The organism is Actinoallomurus sp. NPDC050550 (genome assembly GCF_040655075.1).
Lineage (GTDB): Bacteria > Actinomycetota > Actinomycetes > Streptosporangiales > Streptosporangiaceae > Actinoallomurus.
In genome coordinates, this window is record NZ_JBFAJC010000071.1 from 1 (window position 1) to 16,685 (window position 16,685).

The 16,685-nt window shown below is 70.3% G+C and carries 13 protein-coding genes; 9 read left to right on the top strand and 4 right to left on the bottom strand.

Going from position 1 to position 16,685, the window contains the following annotated elements; genetic code table 11:
- Positions 1 to 330 precede the first annotated feature (330 nt).
- Entirely contained in the window at positions 331 to 807 is a 477-nt protein-coding gene (locus AB0I04_RS48785; RefSeq protein WP_360901535.1) for a nuclear transport factor 2 family protein, read from the bottom strand.
- Positions 808 to 863: 56 nt separating this feature from the next.
- Positions 864 to 1,763 carry an alpha/beta fold hydrolase gene (locus tag AB0I04_RS48790; protein ID WP_360901538.1) on the bottom strand — a complete coding sequence of 300 codons (900 nt, stop codon included), beginning with the start codon at positions 1,761 to 1,763 and terminating at the stop codon, positions 864 to 866.
- A gap of 306 nt (positions 1,764 to 2,069) precedes the next feature.
- Between AB0I04_RS48790 and AB0I04_RS48795 the strand changes: the two genes are divergently transcribed.
- The 3 genes from AB0I04_RS48795 to AB0I04_RS48805 are packed head-to-tail and all read left to right on the top strand — an operon-like array spanning position 2,070 to position 5,431.
- On the top strand, positions 2,070 to 3,242 hold the full coding sequence (locus AB0I04_RS48795; protein WP_360901541.1) for a cellulase family glycosylhydrolase: 1,173 nt from the start codon (positions 2,070 to 2,072) through the stop codon (positions 3,240 to 3,242).
- Between the two features lie 19 nt (positions 3,243 to 3,261).
- Complete coding sequence (purB, locus tag AB0I04_RS48800; protein WP_360901544.1) at positions 3,262 to 4,572, top strand: adenylosuccinate lyase; 1,311 nt, start codon at positions 3,262 to 3,264, stop codon at positions 4,570 to 4,572.
- A gap of 46 nt (positions 4,573 to 4,618) precedes the next feature.
- Positions 4,619 to 5,431 (top strand): MOSC N-terminal beta barrel domain-containing protein, encoded by an 813-nt coding sequence (locus AB0I04_RS48805; RefSeq protein WP_360901547.1) that lies wholly within the window; start codon positions 4,619 to 4,621, stop codon positions 5,429 to 5,431.
- 182 nt (positions 5,432 to 5,613) lie between these two features.
- Here the strand turns inward: AB0I04_RS48805 and AB0I04_RS48810 are convergent, their stop codons facing one another.
- Positions 5,614 to 6,660: a suppressor of fused domain protein gene (locus tag AB0I04_RS48810; protein ID WP_360901550.1), complete on the bottom strand. Its 1,047-nt coding sequence runs from the start codon at positions 6,658 to 6,660 to the stop codon at positions 5,614 to 5,616.
- Positions 6,661 to 6,994: 334 nt separating this feature from the next.
- On the opposite strand from AB0I04_RS48810, the gene murA reads away from it, so the two are divergent.
- The 6 genes from murA to AB0I04_RS48840 all read left to right on the top strand — a co-directional run bounded on the left by murA (position 6,995) and on the right by AB0I04_RS48840 (position 15,512).
- The gene (gene murA / locus AB0I04_RS48815) at positions 6,995 to 8,284 is read left to right on the top strand and encodes a UDP-N-acetylglucosamine 1-carboxyvinyltransferase (protein WP_360901553.1); all 1,290 of its coding nucleotides are present in this window, start codon (positions 6,995 to 6,997) and stop codon (positions 8,282 to 8,284) included.
- Positions 8,285 to 8,748: 464 nt separating this feature from the next.
- On the top strand, positions 8,749 to 10,032 hold the full coding sequence (locus AB0I04_RS48820; protein ID WP_360901676.1) for a transcriptional regulator: 1,284 nt from the start codon (positions 8,749 to 8,751) through the stop codon (positions 10,030 to 10,032).
- A 459-nt stretch (positions 10,033 to 10,491) separates the two neighbouring features.
- Entirely contained in the window at positions 10,492 to 12,072 is a 1,581-nt protein-coding gene (locus tag AB0I04_RS48825) for a serine/threonine-protein kinase (RefSeq protein WP_360901556.1), read from the top strand.
- Positions 12,073 to 12,077: 5 nt separating this feature from the next.
- Entirely contained in the window at positions 12,078 to 12,782 is a 705-nt protein-coding gene (locus AB0I04_RS48830; protein WP_360901559.1) for a hypothetical protein, read from the top strand.
- Between the two features lie 56 nt (positions 12,783 to 12,838).
- A complete protein-coding gene (locus tag AB0I04_RS48835) occupies positions 12,839 to 14,425 on the top strand; it encodes an FAD-dependent oxidoreductase (RefSeq protein WP_360901562.1) in 1,587 nt (528 codons plus the stop codon).
- A gap of 112 nt (positions 14,426 to 14,537) precedes the next feature.
- The gene (locus AB0I04_RS48840; protein ID WP_360901565.1) at positions 14,538 to 15,512 is read left to right on the top strand and encodes an EamA family transporter; all 975 of its coding nucleotides are present in this window, start codon (positions 14,538 to 14,540) and stop codon (positions 15,510 to 15,512) included.
- Here the strand turns inward: AB0I04_RS48840 and hisC are convergent.
- The gene (hisC, locus tag AB0I04_RS48845; protein WP_360901568.1) at positions 15,494 to 16,573 is read right to left on the bottom strand and encodes a histidinol-phosphate transaminase; all 1,080 of its coding nucleotides are present in this window, start codon (positions 16,571 to 16,573) and stop codon (positions 15,494 to 15,496) included. The genes AB0I04_RS48840 and hisC overlap by 19 nt on opposite strands.
- Positions 16,574 to 16,685 lie beyond the last annotated feature (112 nt).

Here is a 16,685-nt window from a genome sequence, read left to right on the forward strand (position 1 = left end):
CGAGGCTGCGGCCGATGTGGGGCAGTGCGACGGTGACGATCAACGCGTCCAGCGAGATGAGGAAGAAGCCCAGCATGGCGGCGCCGAGCACCACGACAGATCCGCCCCGGGCCGCCTCCGGCGCTGCGGCCGCGGTGCGGGCGGCAGGGAAGGGCTTGGGCAGGGACTTCATCAGGGACACTCCTGAAACGTTCAGATAGGTGCGCAATTGAGATTGGAGGTCAGGGCGACCGCTGACATGTCGGCTGGTAGCGGGAACGCCCTGGCGCGGTGAAGTGAGGGGACGCCAGGCGGCGCGGGCCCCGCCGCCCGGCGTAGCGGTACGTGTGGTCAGCCGGCTGCCTGTGCGAGCAGGTCCTTGTTGCCGTCACCCCACGTCGCCGTCATCACCACGGAGTTGATCAGCCATCGGCCGCCGGTGCGGGCCAATTCCCAGCGGTAGTCGCCGCCAAGCGTCCACAGCGGAGCGCCATGGGGGGTAGCGAGGCGGTGGGTGGCCTGGAAGGACGCGGTGCACACGGCACGGTCCCCGTCGACCTGGACCAGGTGGTTGGCGACCAGGTGCTGGGTGGCGTTGTAGCCACCGAGCGTCGCCGACCAGGCATCGACGATCTCCTGAGGAGTGAGCTGAACCGGTTCGCCGCCGCCCAGGCTGGTGTAGTCGAGGAGCACCTTTTCGGCGAACAGGTCACGCAGGAGCTCCCATTCACGGCGGTCCGCGTGCACGGCCATCCGGGTGCAGGTTTCGACGACCTCGATCCTGGTCTCGGACGGTGACGGCGCGGCGGCTTCAAGGGACTCGGGCATGGCGAAGCGGACTCCTGTCAGGGCGATGAGGGGGTGGGTCTGGGGGTGCGGGGTGTTCACAGCGTGCGGGCGAAGTGCTCGGCCGCCGCGTCCGCGGCGAAGTCGACCTGTGGTGACTGGTCGTAGAAGTCGAACTGGATGCCCTCGGTCCACAGGAAGTGCTTAGGCCCTGCGAGGTTGTCGTGGAAGCGGCGGGCGCCGTCCGGGATGGCGGCGTCCTCGCTGTGCACCAGCAGCACGGGCGCGGTCACCCGCGGCGCGATCGCGACGGCGTCGTACTCCAGCCACCCCGTCCAGGCCATGACGGCGAACCGGTTGGGCCACTGCGGAATCCCGCCGCGCTCCGGGTTGAGGTAGAAGTCGATGTCGAAGGGCATGGCCGCGTCCGGGTCACTGCCGCTGACCACCGGCACGTAGGCGACCTCTCCGGTCTCCTCGTACCTGCGCCGGGCCTCAGCCGCCGCTGTCTTCTTCGCCTCGATGCCCTCCAAACCGCCGTAGTTCTCCTCGCAGATACGGCGGTCGTGCAGCCACGGCGCCACCAGGGCAAGCGACCGCACCCTTGAGTCCTCCGTGGCGAAGGCGCTCACGTACATCGCGCCGGCGCACACTCCCAATGCGCCCAGGCGTGAGTCGCTCACCGCCGGATGCCCGGTCAAGAAATCGGCCGCCGCCTGGAGGTCTTGGATCTTCAGCTCGGGCGACTCGAAGTCGCGCGGCTCACCGGCCGATTCGCCGTATCCGGTGAAGTCGAAGGACAGGGCCGCAAAGCCGCGTCGGGCCAGCTGCTCGGCGTACCGGTCGGCCATCTGCTCCTTGACACTTGTCCAGGTCCCGGCGACCACGACACCCGACACCGGAACGGCGTCGTCAGTGCCTGAGGTATCGGGCAGAAAAAGGTGACCGGTGAGCTTTGCCGCGTCACTGGCGAAGTTGACCTGTTCACGTAGGGGCATGTCGGGGCTCCTTCTAAGCAGGAAGGGGAGTACGGCATGTCGACGATCGACCGCCGCGCGGCAGGCGACTGAGCCGGCCGCGTTCATTGACAGGCAGCATTGCCCGCTCGCTGCACCCGACACGCTGGCAGCCGACGCTCCGGCCCGACAACGCCCAATGTCTCAAGGCACGTTGAGCGCGGCTAAACAGCCTGTGGCCGGATGCGGAGAGTAGAACACCGCCGGAACACTTCAAGATCCCTGCTCGGACCGGAGAAGTTGATCTAGGATCCAAACGATCTTGGTCATCCGGAAGGGAAGATGGTCATGCGCCGATCAGTCGGACTCGCCCTCGCAACACTCCTCATGACGACCGGTGCCGCCGGGACGGCCCAGGCCGCCGCCCCGGCCCGCGAACCGGTCGCCCGAACCGCCGCCGCAACGGCCCAGGCCGCCGCGCTGACCCGGCTGCACGCCACGTCCTCTCACGCGTTCGTCGACTCTGCCGGAACCACGCACCTGCTGATCGGCCCGAACGTCCAGCCGATCTGGGACGCGAACAGCACCGACACCTGGGGCCAGTCGACGTACGACTCGATCAAGGCCAAGGGCTTCACCGCGGTCCGCATGGTCCTGTTCTGGGACATGTTCCAGCCGACCGAGGCGGCCTGGAACGAGACGGCGTTCACCACCCTCTCGACGGCGGTCGACCGGGCCAAGGCCGCCGGCCTGTACGTCATCCTCGACACCATCCACATGTCCGGTGAGCCCGACGGCCTGGGGCACGCGCCGACCTGGGCCTGGGACCCCGACGGGGACGGCAAGATGAACTACGCCGACGGCCTGGCCGCGGTCGTCGACAACGGGCTGGGCTTCCTGCAGACCATCGCGAACCGCTACAAGGACGAGCCGGCGATCGCGGCGTACGACCCGGTCAACGAGCCGTACCGCTCGTCCACCCAGTCCGCGAGCCTGCTGTCCGACTACACCAAGATCGTGAACGCCATCCGCGCCCAGGACAGCACCACCAGCATCATGCTGGAGCCGTCGTACGGCGACTCGAAGGTGCCCACCTCGTCGTTCTCGTCGTTCACACCGACCAGCCGCAGCAACCTCATCTGGTCGTTCCACGACTACTACAACGGCGACCCGAACAGCGCCAACACCAACGGCTACGACGCAGACGGACTGGGCCAGAACCCGAACCCCTCCGACGGCACCACCGGCTACGACTCGGCCAACAAGGCCGCGCTCGCCTCGCACCTGCAGGTCCAGCTCGACATGGCCAAGGCGGAGAGCCTGCCGGTGTGGATCGGGGAGTTCGGCATCGGCAACGGCCTCACCGGCCACGACCAGTACATCAAGGACAAGGTCGCGCTCTACAAGTCCAAGGGCCTCGACTACGCCTGGTGGGAATACTCCTCCGACAACGGGAACGGGCCGTTCAGCATGGTCGACGCGAACGAGAACTGGCGGTCCTGGGTGAGCTACCTGTTCTGACGCCTGGGAGACTGGAGGGGTGATCGAGCGCTACACCCTTCCGGAGATGGGCCGCGTCTGGAGCGACGCGCACAAGTACGAGCTGTGGTGCCGGGTCGAGACCCTGGTGCTCGAGGCGCACGCGAAGGCGGGCACCGTCCCGGCGGACGTCGTCGAGCCGGTGCGCGCCGCTCCTCCGCCGACGCCCGAGCGCGTCGCCGAGATCGAGGCGACGACGCAGCACGACGTGATCGCGTTCCTGTCCGCGTGGGCCGACAACACGAAGCCCCGTGAGGCAGCGGCGTACGTGCACTTCGGCATGACGTCCTCGGACCTGCTCGACACGGCCCTCGCCGTCCAGCTCGTCGAAGCCACTGACATCCTGCTCGCCAAGGCCGACGCGCTGGTCGCGGCGCTGCGCGACCACGGCCTCGCGCACCGCGACACCCTGCGCGTCGGCCGGACGCACGGCATCCACGGCGAGCCGGACGTCTGGGGGCACCGGGTCGCCGACTTCGCGTTCGCGATGGCCCGCTCGCGCGACCGCCTCCGGCGGGCGCGGGCGGCCGTCGGCGTCTGCGCCATCTCCGGCGCCGTCGGCACCTACTCCAACATCGACCCCGAGGTCGAGCGGTACGTCGCCGCCGAGCTGGGCCTGACCCCGGCCGACGTCTCCACCCAGGTGGTGATCCGCGACGGCATCAGCGAGTGGGTCTCCACTCTGGCGATCATGTCCACGGTGTGCGAGGCGATCGCGCTGGAGGTCCGGCACGGCCAGCGCACCGAGGTACGGGAGCTGTGGGAGCCGTTCGGGAAGGGCCAGAAGGGCTCCTCCGCGATGCCGCACAAGAAGAACCCGATCATCTCCGAGCGGCTCGCCGGCCTCGCCCGGATCATCCGCGCCCAGGTGACCCCGGTGATGGAGGGCATCCCGCTGTGGCACGAGCGGGACATCTCCCACTCCTCCACCGAGCGCATCGCCCTGCCCGACGCATCGATCGGGCTCGACTACATGCTGAACCTCACACACCGCCTCGTCACCGGCCTCGTCGTCGACAAGGATCGGATGCGCGCCAACCTGGAGTCGACCGGCGGGCTGATCTACACCAGCACCGTCCTGCTCGAGCTGGTGAACGCCGGGATGTCCCGCGACGACGAGGCGTACCCGCTCGTGCAGAAGGCCGCGATGGAGACCTGGGAGACCGGGACGCCGTTCCGCGAGACGCTGCGCCGGCACGCGGCCGAGGCGGGGCTGACGCTCGACGAGGCGCGGCTCGACGAGGTCTGCCGACCCGAGCGCTACGTCGAGCGCCTCGACGGGATGTTCGAGCGCCTCGCCGCCCTCAGCTGATCCACGGACGGCGGTGGGATCATGGAGGCCAGAGAAGGGGGCCTTCATGATCGTCGTCGTTGAGCTGAACGTCTACCCGTTGAAGAGCGGTGGCGGCACGCCGCTGAGCAGCGCCGAGCTGCTGCCGGAGGGCTTCCGGCACGACCGGGAGTTCATGCTGGTCCGCCCGGACATGCGGCATCTGTCGCAGCGGGAGACCCCGCGCATGGCGCTGCTGCGCCCGTCGTACGGCGGCGTGAAGCTGACCGTCGAGCTCGCGGGTGGCGTCGCGCCGTCCGCCAGTGACGTCACGCCCCTGGCGCACGTCGCGCACTCCGACGGCCCGGTGGTCGACGTCACGGTGCACGGCAAGCCGTGCCAGGGCATCGACCAGGGCGATGAGGCGGCCGAGTGGTTCACCGACGTCCTGGGCCGGGAGTGCCGCCTCATGCGCTTCACCGGCCGGCGCCCGACCGGTACGGGCGGCGGCACCGTCGCGTACGCCGACGGCTATCCGCTGCTCGTGACCTCGGTGGAGTCCCTCGACGAGCTGAACTCCCGCCTCGACGAGCCGCTGCCGATGAACCGTTTCCGGCCCAGCATCGTGCTGGAGGGCCTCGGCGCGTGGGGCGAGGACTCCGTGCGCCTCCTCCGCGTCGGCGGCGTCGAGCTTGAGCTGGTCAAGCCCTGCACCCGCTGCGTCATCACCACGACCGACCAGGAGACCGCGGTCAAGGCCCGCGAGCCCTTGCGCACTCTGGCGACCTACCGCACCCAGACGCTGCCCGACGGCGAACGCGGCGTCGTCTTCGGCCAGAACGCCATCCCCCGTACGCTCGGCACGATCACCGTCGGCGACACCGTCACGGTCGCGGACTGACACCGGGCCGGGCGGCGCCAAGCCGGGCCGACGCGGGGCCGGGCAATCGAGGAGAGTGGCCGGTCCGACGCCGATCCGGGCGGTCGGCAGCCGTACGCCGACGCCGATCCGGGCGGTCGGCAGCCGTACGCCGACGCGGAGCCGAACTGCGCGCGACCAGGCACCGACGCCAGGTCGGCTGGTCAGCCGATGACCTCGCCGGTGGGCTCGCCGTGGGGGTCGCGCATGATGGACGGCTCGATCTCGATGACGAGGCCGGGCAGGGACGGCACGGAGTGCCGGCCGGCCTCGGGGCGGAGAGCGGCGACGAGGTCGTCGATCGCACCAGGCGGGACGCCGATGGTGAGCGAGTCCTCGTCCATCGGCTCGACGGCGAACCGCTCATGCGGCAGGAAGGCGATCGTGGACCCGCCGTCCTCGCTGACGATGACGTCCTCGCCGCGCGGCAGTCTCGCGGCCACCGCGCGGGCGATGGCCGGCGCCGGGAGCGCGCCGAAAGTCAGGACCGTCGTGTCCCCCTCGACCGCCCAGGACGCCACGCTGACGTAGAGGGCGCCGCCCGCGGACCCGTCCCGCTCGGTGCCGGCTCGCACCGCCGCCGCGATCGCCGGATCGGCCAGGAGGGAGCCCCGGTCGAGGTCGGTGACGTGGAGCGGCGTCCGGGGCTCGAGCAGCCCGAGTAGCGCGCCGCTCTCCCACTGGCGCGCGGCCTCGTACTCCTCGATCGTCAACCCGACGACCTGCAGGAACTGAACCTTCCCGTGCGGGGTGGAGATCTCGCCGAGCTCCGGGTCGACGGTGAACGTGAGCGCCCGGATCGCCGAGTCCGTACGGTTCGCGGCGATCGGGCCGTTGGCGTTCATCGTGTGGCCGGGCTCGAACCACCGGCCGGACTGGAAGACGTAGCGCCCGAGGTTCTGCAGGAAGTTCATCGCCCAGGCGGGAGGCGTGGTCTCGGCCGGGTCGCGGGCCACCCGGAACGTGAACTCGAATCCCCAGCCGGACTCGTCGGGATCGGACGACTCCTTGGAGTACAGCTCCGACATGCCGTAGCTCACGAAGTGCCAGTGTGGCACCGGGTCCGTACGCGGATAGGCGCTGATGCCGTCGAGCGGGTCCGGGCCGCCCAGGGCCCACTTGTGGACGGTGCCGAAATGGAGCGGTTCGGTGTCGCCGTAGACGCGGGAGAGCGCGTCGTCGATCGCGGCCCAGCCGGGTGCCTCGGTCATGATTCGACGATAGTGGCCCGATCCGACACGTCAGGAACAGTCGTCGACGTGGGTATCCTCGGGGCACATCTCCATACCCGTATCACGGCGAACGCATCGGCCCGCCGCGTCGCTGGAGATCCGGATTCCCCGCGAACCAACCCGGGGCCGGTGGCATCCAATAGATCGAGACGACTGAGCGGACCGGACGTTTAAGACCGGACGTTTCGGTCATGCCACACGGGACCCAGTGGAATACTGGGGCCAGCCCGCGTCACACGCGCGGCACTCGTGACCCGCCGACCTGACCGAGCGGGCAGTCTAACTTCACCGCAGCCAAAGGAGCACCGGCGATATGAGCTTGGGCCACGAGGTCCGTTACCGCGTGCGGGGTGGCGCCGAGTTGCGCGGCACCGTATTCGTGCAGGGCGCCAAGAACGCCGTACTTCCCATGATCGGCGCCTCGCTGATGGCGGCGGAGGGCCATACGGTCCTGCGCAACGTACCGATCATCGAGGACGTGAGACGTGCGGTCGAGCTGGCCGAGGCGGTCGGCGCCAAGGCCGAGCTGCACGAGGCCGAGCGCACCCTGGTGATCGACGCGTCGGAGCTGACCAGCCCCGTCCTGCCCGAAGAGATCGCGTCGCGGTTCCGTGGCTCCTTCCTGTTCGTCCCGGCGTTGCTGCACCGGCTCGGCGAGGCGGTGATCGAGGGCGTCGGTGGGTGCAACCTCGGCAGCCGCAACCTCGACTTCCACTACAACGGCTTCAAGCGGATGGGCGCCACGGTCACCGAGCAGGTGAGCGACGACGGCCGGGGCAGCATCCACGTCAAGGCCGGTCAGCTGCAGGGCGGCACCCTCTACCTGGACACGCCGTCGCACACCGGTACCGAGAACCTCATCATGGCCGCCTCGCTGGCCGAGGGCACCACGCTGATCAAGAACTGCGCGCTGGAGCCCGAGGTCCTGGACGTCATCCAGTTCGTGCAGCGGATGGGCGCCCGCATCACCGGCGGCGGCACCGGGTTCATCACCGTCGAGGGCGTCGACCGGCTCACCGCGGTCCAGCACACGGTGATGCCCGACCGCATCGACGCCGGCGTCCTGGTCATGGCGGCCGCCATCACCGGCGGGGAGATCAGCCTGGTCGGCGCCTCGCTCGAGCACCTCGGCGTCGCCGCCGACAAGCTGGAGCAGATGGGCGTGGAGTTCTCCCAGGAGGGCGCCGTCCTCCGGGTGCGCCGCGAGCGTCCGCTGCGCCCGATCAACGTGATCACCGACGAGTACCCCGGCTTCGCCACCGACCTGCAGTCGCCGATCATGGCGCTGTCCTGCCTCGCCGACGGGCCGAGCTACATCTACGAGCGCATCTTCGACGGCCGGTTCAAGCTGGCCGAGGAGCTCGTGCGGATGGGCGCCGACATCGAGGTGAACGGCAACCGGGCCAAGGTCAACGGTGCGACCCCGCTGCGCGGCGCCGAGGTCGTCGCGCACGACCTGCGCACCGGCAGCGCGCTCGTGCTGGCCGGCCTGGCCGCGGAGGGCGAGACCACCATCACCAACGGCTACTACCTGGACCGCGGCCACTCGCACATCGCCGGGCGGCTCAACGGCCTGGGCGCGGACATCGAGCGCCTGGCCTGATCCCACCTTTTACGACGACGCCCCGTCACGTTCGCCCGATGAACGTGGCGGGGCGTTGTTCGTAAAGCGGCTGTCGAGTGACGGTCGAATGCGAGATGATCACAAGGCTTCCGACCGCCGGTGACCTATCCGGTTAGTAATAACTTCCTCACCGGACGCGCTCTACTAGTAGTTTTCTGACGCACTCTTAACCGATTTCGCGAAGACGCGTCACATCCCGTGGCGCTCCAGCGATCTGCCCAATGAGGCGAAGTTCACGGAGTTGGGGCGGACGACTGGAGGGGCGTCAGTGCGATGAGTCATGCGTTGGGTGAAGGCCGTCCATGGACGGTCACGAGCGGGGTTACACGGCGGGCGGGGCCGCCACTGGAGGCGCGACGGCGCCGGGAGGGGCGGACATGAGCGGACCTCGAGGCGGATCGGTCACACCCGATCTGACCATCGGCGTCGTCGGACCACACGATCTGGTCGAGCGGGTCATGCTCATGGGCCACGGCCCCACCCCGGTACCCAGCCGCCTCGTCGCGGCGGCGTACCGGGACGAGCAGGAGGCAGCGGACAAGGTCGTACGGCTCGGGTCGGGGGTGGACGTCTGTCTGTTCGCCAGCCCGGTCCCGTACGAGTTCGCCCGCAAGGCGGGCGTCCTCACGATGCCGGCGACCTTCGTCCCTCTCAATGGCGCGGCATTGCAGGGTGCACTTCTGCGCGCCGCGCTCGACGAGAACCACGAGCCGGCGCGCGTCAGCATCGACGTGCTCAGCCGTGCGGAGGTCGAAGAGGCCTACGGCGAGATCAATCTCAACACCGAGCACGTGCACTTGCGGGAGGAAGCTGCCGGACCGGGGACGCTGGCTGCCTTTCATGAGCGTTTGTGGCGCCGCGGCGCCACAAGTGTCGCGCTCACTTGCGTGCACGCGACGGCGGAGCGACTGGAGCTGGCCGGGGTGCCCACGCTCCGCATCCGCCCGACCGGCGCGGCGATCCGCTCGGCGCTGCAGACCTCGGCGCTGCTCGGCGCCCACCACCGGCTGGAGGAGTCCCAGCTCGTGGTGGTGGTCGTCGACGTACCGACACTGCGGGAGACTCCCCGCCGTGTCACGCCGCGGTACTGGCGCGAGGAGCTGAAGCTGTCGCTGCAGCGGCTGCTCCTGCAGGAGGCGCACCGGATGAGCGGCGCGGTCTGGCCGCTCGACGACCACAGCTATCTCGTCACCGCCACCCGGGGCTCGATCGCGGCGGCGACGGAGGGCTTCCGCACGCCGCCGTTCATCGAGCGGGTACGGGAGGAGCTGGGCCTGGCCGTCGAAGTCGGCATCGGCATGGGCCGCACCGCCCAGGAAGCGGAGACGCACGCGCGCGCGGCGCTGGCCCGGTCGCAGACGTCCCAGCGGGCGCAGGGCTTCGCCCTCGACCGGGACGGCCGGGCGCTCGTGCCCGCACCGCGGACGCCGCCGCGCGCCCCGGCGCCGGCCAAGCCGAAGGGGCTGGAGATCCTCGCGCGCCTGGCCGACAAGCTGGCCGACCAGCCAGGCGAGGAGGGCGGCTCCCAGCAACCGCTGATCGTGGACGCGGAGAACGCCGGGAAGATGCTCGGCGTCACCCCGCGCACCGCCCGGCGGCTGCTGCGGACGCTGGTGGAGGAAGGCCTCGCCTGGCCTCTTCCGCCGAACCGCACGCCGCAGCCGGGCCGTCCCCGTCAGCTGTACCGGCTGATCGTCGAGAAGCTGGGGCCGAGAGCCACGGGCTGACCTGCCGGCGCGGGGCTCTCGGAGCGGGGGCTCAGAGCGCTCCGGCCGCAGGACCCACGGTGATCGACGACGGGGCCGCCCGACACCCGGGCGGCCCCGGTCGGGTCTCGGTCAGCCCGGTCGATGCGTGCTTCGGCCACGGGCCCCACGGCGATCGACGACGGGACCTCCGGACACCCGGGCGGCCCGTAGTGGCCCCGGCCGACTCGCGGGCGGCTGCGGCCGGCTCCCGGGCGACGGATGTCGCTACTCGGGCAGCCCGGTCGACCCCGAGTCGATGCGTGTCCACGGGCTGAAACCGGCGAATGTTTCGCGCTGCTCCCGACTGATAGTTATCTTCACTGGTCATGGCCGAATCCGGCCACTTCATCGCGTTCTTTCAACTCGGCATGTGCGGCGAACGTCGCATACATAGTGTCGGGGCTTCGACGCTCTCCGTTGTTTCGAGCAAGGAACGCCATGGACGGAAACTGGACGGTTCCCGGATACCGGCACGTGCGGATCCTGGGCCAAGGGGCCTCCGGCACGGTGCTCCTCGCCGTGCACGAGGCGACCGGCACCCCGGCGGCCATCAAGTACCTGTCGGGCGAGCTCCGGTCGGACCCCGGCTTCCTCGAACGGTTCCGGGCGGAGGCCCGGCTCATGGCCGAGCTGACCGATCCGCACATCGTCCGCCTCTACGAATACGTCGAGACCCCGGCTGCCGCCGCTCTCGTCATGGAGCTGGTCGACGGGGTCACGCTCAAGGACATCCTCCGTACCCAGGGGCCGACCGGGCCGGAGGCCGCCCTGGTCGTCCTCAAGGGCTCGCTGCGAGATCTCGCGGCCGCGCACGCCGCCGGCGTCGTCCACCGCGACTACAAGCCCGCCAACGTGCTCGTCCGCGACGACGGGGCGAGCAGGCTCGCCGACTTCGGCATCGCCGTCCACGCGGAGGAACGCGCGACCGCCTCCGGAACCCCCGCCTACATGGCCCCCGAACAGTGGACCTCCGGCGCCGTCGGACCGACCACGGACGTGTACGCCGCCACAGCCGTCTTCTACGAGTGCCTCACCGGCGAACGCCCGTACCCGGTCGAAGGGCTGTGGGCCCTCGCCGCCGCGCACCGCCTGGACCCCATCCCGGTCGGCCGGGTCCCGCTCGAGCTGCGCGACCTGGTCGCGCGGGGCCTCGCGAAGGACTTCGCCGACCGGCCTCCCTCGGCCGAGGTGTTCCTCGGGGAGTTGGAGGACGCGGCGCTCGCCGGGTACGGCCCCGGCTGGGAGGAGCGCGGCCGGGTCCGCCTCGCGGCCCTCGCCGCCCTGCTCGCCTACCTCTTCCCCCTGGCCCAGCCGATCGCCACCGGCGGTACGACGCTCGCCCTGACGCGTCTCGGCAAGGGCCGCCTCATGGTGGTGGCCGGGGTCGCGGTCGGAGCGCTACTGGCCGGCGGCGGCGGGGCGTACGTCCTGGCGGGCGTCCACCACAGCCTCGATTCGGGCGCGTCGGCCACCTCGACGCCGTCGGCGGTCGCCGAGTCCCCACCTCCGGACGACACGACGTCCCCGACGGCGACTCCGACGCCGGCCGACGGCACCACGCCGACCGGCTCGGTCCCCTCGTCCGGCACGCCGACGTCGGCCTCGGGCACGACCGGCTCACCGGCCACGACGACGAGTCCCCCGACCACCGACCCGACCACCCCGGTCGCCATCGCCCCGAAGCCGAAGCCCACCAAGACCGTCCCCACGGCGGTCACCGGCATCAAGGTCGAGAAGGTGAGCGTCGGCTCGGCGACGGCTCGCGCCGCCGGGAGCTACCCCGTGACGGCCACCGTCACCGTGACGATCAGCGGTCCCGGCACGGTGAGCATCACGGTGACCTTCAGCTCCGGAAAGCAGACCGTCTCCGCGTCGACGAGCGCCCAAGGGCCTGGCAGTCGCACCGTGCAGGCCGGCACGACCATCACGCAGTGCGTCAGGGCGGTGGACGCCACCGCGTCGGCCGACGGCCATTCCGCCGGCGGCACCGGCACATGCCCGCAATCGGGGACGGGATGACAGGTATGGACGAGACACGGCGTGACATCGATCGGACGCGTCCCATCGATCCGGTGCACCCCATCGACCAGACGCGCGCCGTCGAGCCGACGCCGCCCGTTGACCGGATGCGTCCCCTCGACCGGATGCGTCCCCTCGACCGGACGCATCCCGTCGACCGGACGCGTTCTGCCGATCCGACGCGCCCCGTGGACGGCGGCGCGATGCCGACGGCGTCCGAGGACGATGTGTCGCTGCGGTTCGGGCCCGGCGTGCCGCCGGGGGTCGCGAGGAAGTGGCGGGGCCGGTCCGCGACGCGCCGCTCGCTCTCGCGGCGGGTGGTGGGCGGGCTGCTCACACTGGGCATCGCCGTGCTCGCCGGCCTGCTCGTGTGGTGGCTGCTGCGCGGCGGCCCCGGCGTCACGGTGACCGGCGTGAGCGTCAGCGCGCCGAATACGACGCAGTCCTGCGACACGACCGTGCCGGTGGTCGGCACGATCCGCACGGACGGCGGCTACGGCGACATCGCGTACCGGTGGCGGCGCAGCGACGGACAGGTCTCCGGGATGCTGTCCGAGAGCGTGCGCAAGGGGCAGCGTTCGGTCGAGGTCCCGCTGCGCTGGACGGTGAAGGGCACCGGCACCATGCACGCGGTCGCCACCTTGGAGGTCGTCCGGGCCGGGAAGTCCGTCGTTCAGGCCTCCGGCGCGTTCGACTACGCCTGCGGTTGAGGCCCGCCGCCGACACGAAGACGAACTTCTCCATCACTCGTCGCATCTACCGGGATATGACTTTTGGGCGGAGAGAATTCCTGCGTACCGCCGGGCTCGCTGTTTCCGGAGCGCTGACGACGACAGCCGCGGCGGCGTGCAAGTCGCCTGGTCAAAGCCCTGCCGCGAGCAGCCCACTGCACGCGTCTCACACACCGAAGACCACCGATTGGTCGGCGCTCGGCAGATCGCTGACGGGACGGCTGATAAGGCCGGATGACACCGATTACGCCACGGCGCGCAAGAACTTCAACCCCCGCTTCGACACGATCAGACCCGCGGGAATCGCCTATTGCGAGAGTCCGCATGACGTCGCGGAGTGCCTGAATTTCGTCCGGCGGTACGGCCTGCCGGTGACGCCGCGGTGCGGCGGGCACAGCTATACCGGGGCGTCGCTCAGCACGGGCCTCGTCATCGATGTGAGCCCGATGTCGTCCATCCGGGTCGACGCTCCGTCGGGTACCGCGACGATCGGCGCCGGGGCGCGACTGGTCGACGTGTACGACCGGCTGGGCACCGCGGGCGTCTCGATTCCGGCGGGATCCTGTCCGACCGTCGGCATCTCCGGCCTGACCCTCGGCGGCGGTGTCGGCGTGGTCTCACGCGCGCACGGAATCCTCTCCGACAATCTCCGCGCGGTCGAGATGGTGACCGCAGACGGGCGGAAACGCAGTTGTGACGCGCGGAACGATCCCGATCTGTTCTGGGCCTGCCGAGGAGGCGGTGGTGCGACCTTCGGCGTGGCGACCTCGTTCACGTTCGCCACGCACCCCACCTCGTCGATCGTCGTGTTCTTTCTGAGCTGGCCGTGGTCGAGCGCCCGAGCGGTGATCGACGCCTGGCAGCGCTGGGCGCCGTTCGCGCCGGACGCGCTCTGGTCCAACCTTCATGTTCTCGACGGTCAGGCCCAGGCCGCGCCCACCCTCCAGGTCGGGGGCACCTATCTCGGTGCCCGGGATGACGCCCTGCGGCTGATCGAAGCCCTGCAGGCCAAGATCGGCGCGGTGCCCTCATCGCAGGTGGTCGAGACGACGACCTATGAACACGCGATGATGGTCGAGGCCGGCTGCACGACGCGGAGTACGGCGCAATGCCACCTGCCGGGCGGCCTTCCCGGCCGTACGCCCGCAGGTCAGGAGAGCCGCGAACCCGAATACGCGGCATCCCACATCTTCACTCGCCCGATGACGGGTGCGGCCATCGACACGATCCTCGACTCGGTCCGGCGGCGCGGCGGCCTCGCGGGCGGCGGGCAGGGCGGGATCGCCTTCGACGCGTTGGGCGGCGCCGTGAACCGGGTGGCCCCCGACGCCACCGCGTTCGTCCACCGGGACGGCCTCTTCAACGCGCAGTTCACCACGACCTGGACGACGGCCGCGGCCACCGGAGCGATCCGGGCCCAGCAGGCCTGGCTGCGCTCCTTCCACACGGCGATGAAGCCGTACGCGAGCGGGCAGGCGTACCAGAACTACGCCGACGCGGGGCTCTCCAACTGGAAACAGGCATATTTCGGGGCAAACTATACAAAACTTCTCAAAGTGAAGAACCAATACGACCCCGACCGCGTGTTCCACTCCCCACAGACCGTCGGGGTGTCCGCCTGACCGCGAAGGCGACCCCTCGCAGCGGGGACTCGACAGTGGCGGCATCAAAGGGGTGAACGTCCGAAAAACGGCGTGGCGCGGAGTGCTTCGCACCGCTAACGTGTAATGAGCGATGACCACACAGACTCATGACACCCGCTCGCCGCTGGTCTGGGTGACCCTCCCGATCGTCTACGTCGTCTGGGGCTCCACCTACCTTGGCATCCACTTCGTCGTCGAGACGATGCCGCCGATGGTCAGTGCCGCCATCCGGTTTTTGACGGCCTCCATCGTCCTCGCCGCCGTGCTCGTGATCCTGCGCGGACCGTCCGTGCTGCGCGTTCCCTGGCGTCGGCTCGGCACCGCGGCGCTCGTCGGCGTGCTGCTGCTGACCGGCGGCAACGGCATGGTCGGCGTCGCCGAACAGCACATCTCCACGGGTCTGGCCGCGCTGCTCGTCGCGAGCGTGCCGCTGTGGCTGGTCGTCTTCCGGTGGAGCACCGGCGACCGGCCCGCGGCGACCACGATCGGGGGCGTGCTGGTCGGCTTCGGTGGGCTCGCGCTGCTCACCCTCACCCGCGGCGGCGGGTCGGGCGACGCGACCGGCGTGGTCGTGATCCTGCTCGCCTCACTGTCGTGGTCGATCGGTTCGTTCCTGTCGTCCCGGCTGCCGATGCCGGAGAACCCCTTCGCCGCGAGCGTGTACGAGATGGCGGCGGGCGGCCTGGCGCTGCTCGTCTTCGGGTTCGGGCGCGGCGAGACGCTGCACCTCGACGCGGTCTCCCGGGCGTCCTGGCTGGGCCTCGCCTATCTGATCGTCTTCGGCTCGCTGGTGGCCTTCACGTCGTACGTGTGGCTGCTGGGCAACGCACCGATCTCCCTCGTCGGGACGTACGCGTACGTCAACCCGGCGGTGGCGGTGCTGCTCGGCGTGGCGTTCGCCGGCGAGCACGCCACCTGGACGATCCTCGCCGGCGGCCTGATCATCATCGCCGGCGTGGGCCTCGTCGTGTCCACCGAGCGGCGGTCCCGTACGGAAGCGCCCCCGGAGCCGAGCCCCGGGGGCGAGCAGGCCGTGGAGCCCGCGGGTCAGGACCGCGCGCGGTAGTCCTCCGCGACGGCGAGGAAGGCGTCGTTCTCCTCCGGGGCGCCGATCGTGACGCGCGCCCCCTCCCCGGCGAAGGGGCGCACGCTGACCCCGGCGGCGTCGCAGGCGCCGGAGAACGCCATGGTGTCCTCGCCGAGCCGGAGCCACACGAAGTTGGCCTCGGTCGGCGGGACCGTCCAGCCCTGGGCGAGCAGCGCGTCGCGGACCCGCTCTCGTTCCTTCACGGTCACCTCGACGCGTTCGAGGAGCTCGTCCTCGGCGCGCAGGGACGCGACGGCGGCCGCCTGGGCGACGGCGTTGACCGAGAACGGCAGGTACGTCTTGCGCACCTGCTCGGCGATGTGCTCCTGCGCGACCATGAACCCGACCCGCAGGCCCGCGAGGCCGTACGCCTTGGAGAAGGTGCGCAGGACGGCGAGGTTCGGCCGGTCGCCGTACAGCGTGAGCCCGTCGGGGATCTCGGTGTCGCGGACGTACTCGTGGTAGGCCTCGTCGAGCACGACGAGGCAGTCCTCCGGCACGCGGTCGAGGAAGGCCTCCAGCTCGGGGCGCTTGACGACCGTGCCGGTCGGGTTGTTCGGGTTGCAGACGAAGATCAGCCGGGTCCGGTCGGTGATCGCGTCGGCCATCGCCCGCAGGTCGTGGGTCTCCTCGGCCAGCGGCACGCGCACCGAGGTGACGCCGGACAGGTCGGCGAGGATCGGGTAGGCCTCGAAGGAACGCCAGGCGTACACCACCTCGACGCCGGGCTCGCCGACGGACTCCAGCAGCATCTGCGCCACCCCGACGGAACCACAGCCGACGGCGACGTGCTCCGGCGGGACGCCGAAGCGCCCGGCGATCGCGTCGATCAGCGCCGTGCAGCCGTTGTCGGGGTAGCGGTTGACGAGCCCGCCCGCCTCACTGATCACCTCGCGCACCGACGGCAGCGGCCCGTACGGCGACTCGTTCGACGAGAGCTTGAACGACCGTCCCTCGGGTGACCTGGCGACCTTGCCGGGTTTGTACGCGACGTAGTCGTCGAGTACGGAACGGAAGCGTGGACTGCGCTGCTCGGACACCCTTGTCCTCCCGGGATGAAGACGTACGGGATCACTCTACGAAGTCGGGCGGGGCGCTGTCGCCCGCCAGAGTGCGCTGCTCCACAAAAGGGTACGAATGACTACAAAAGGT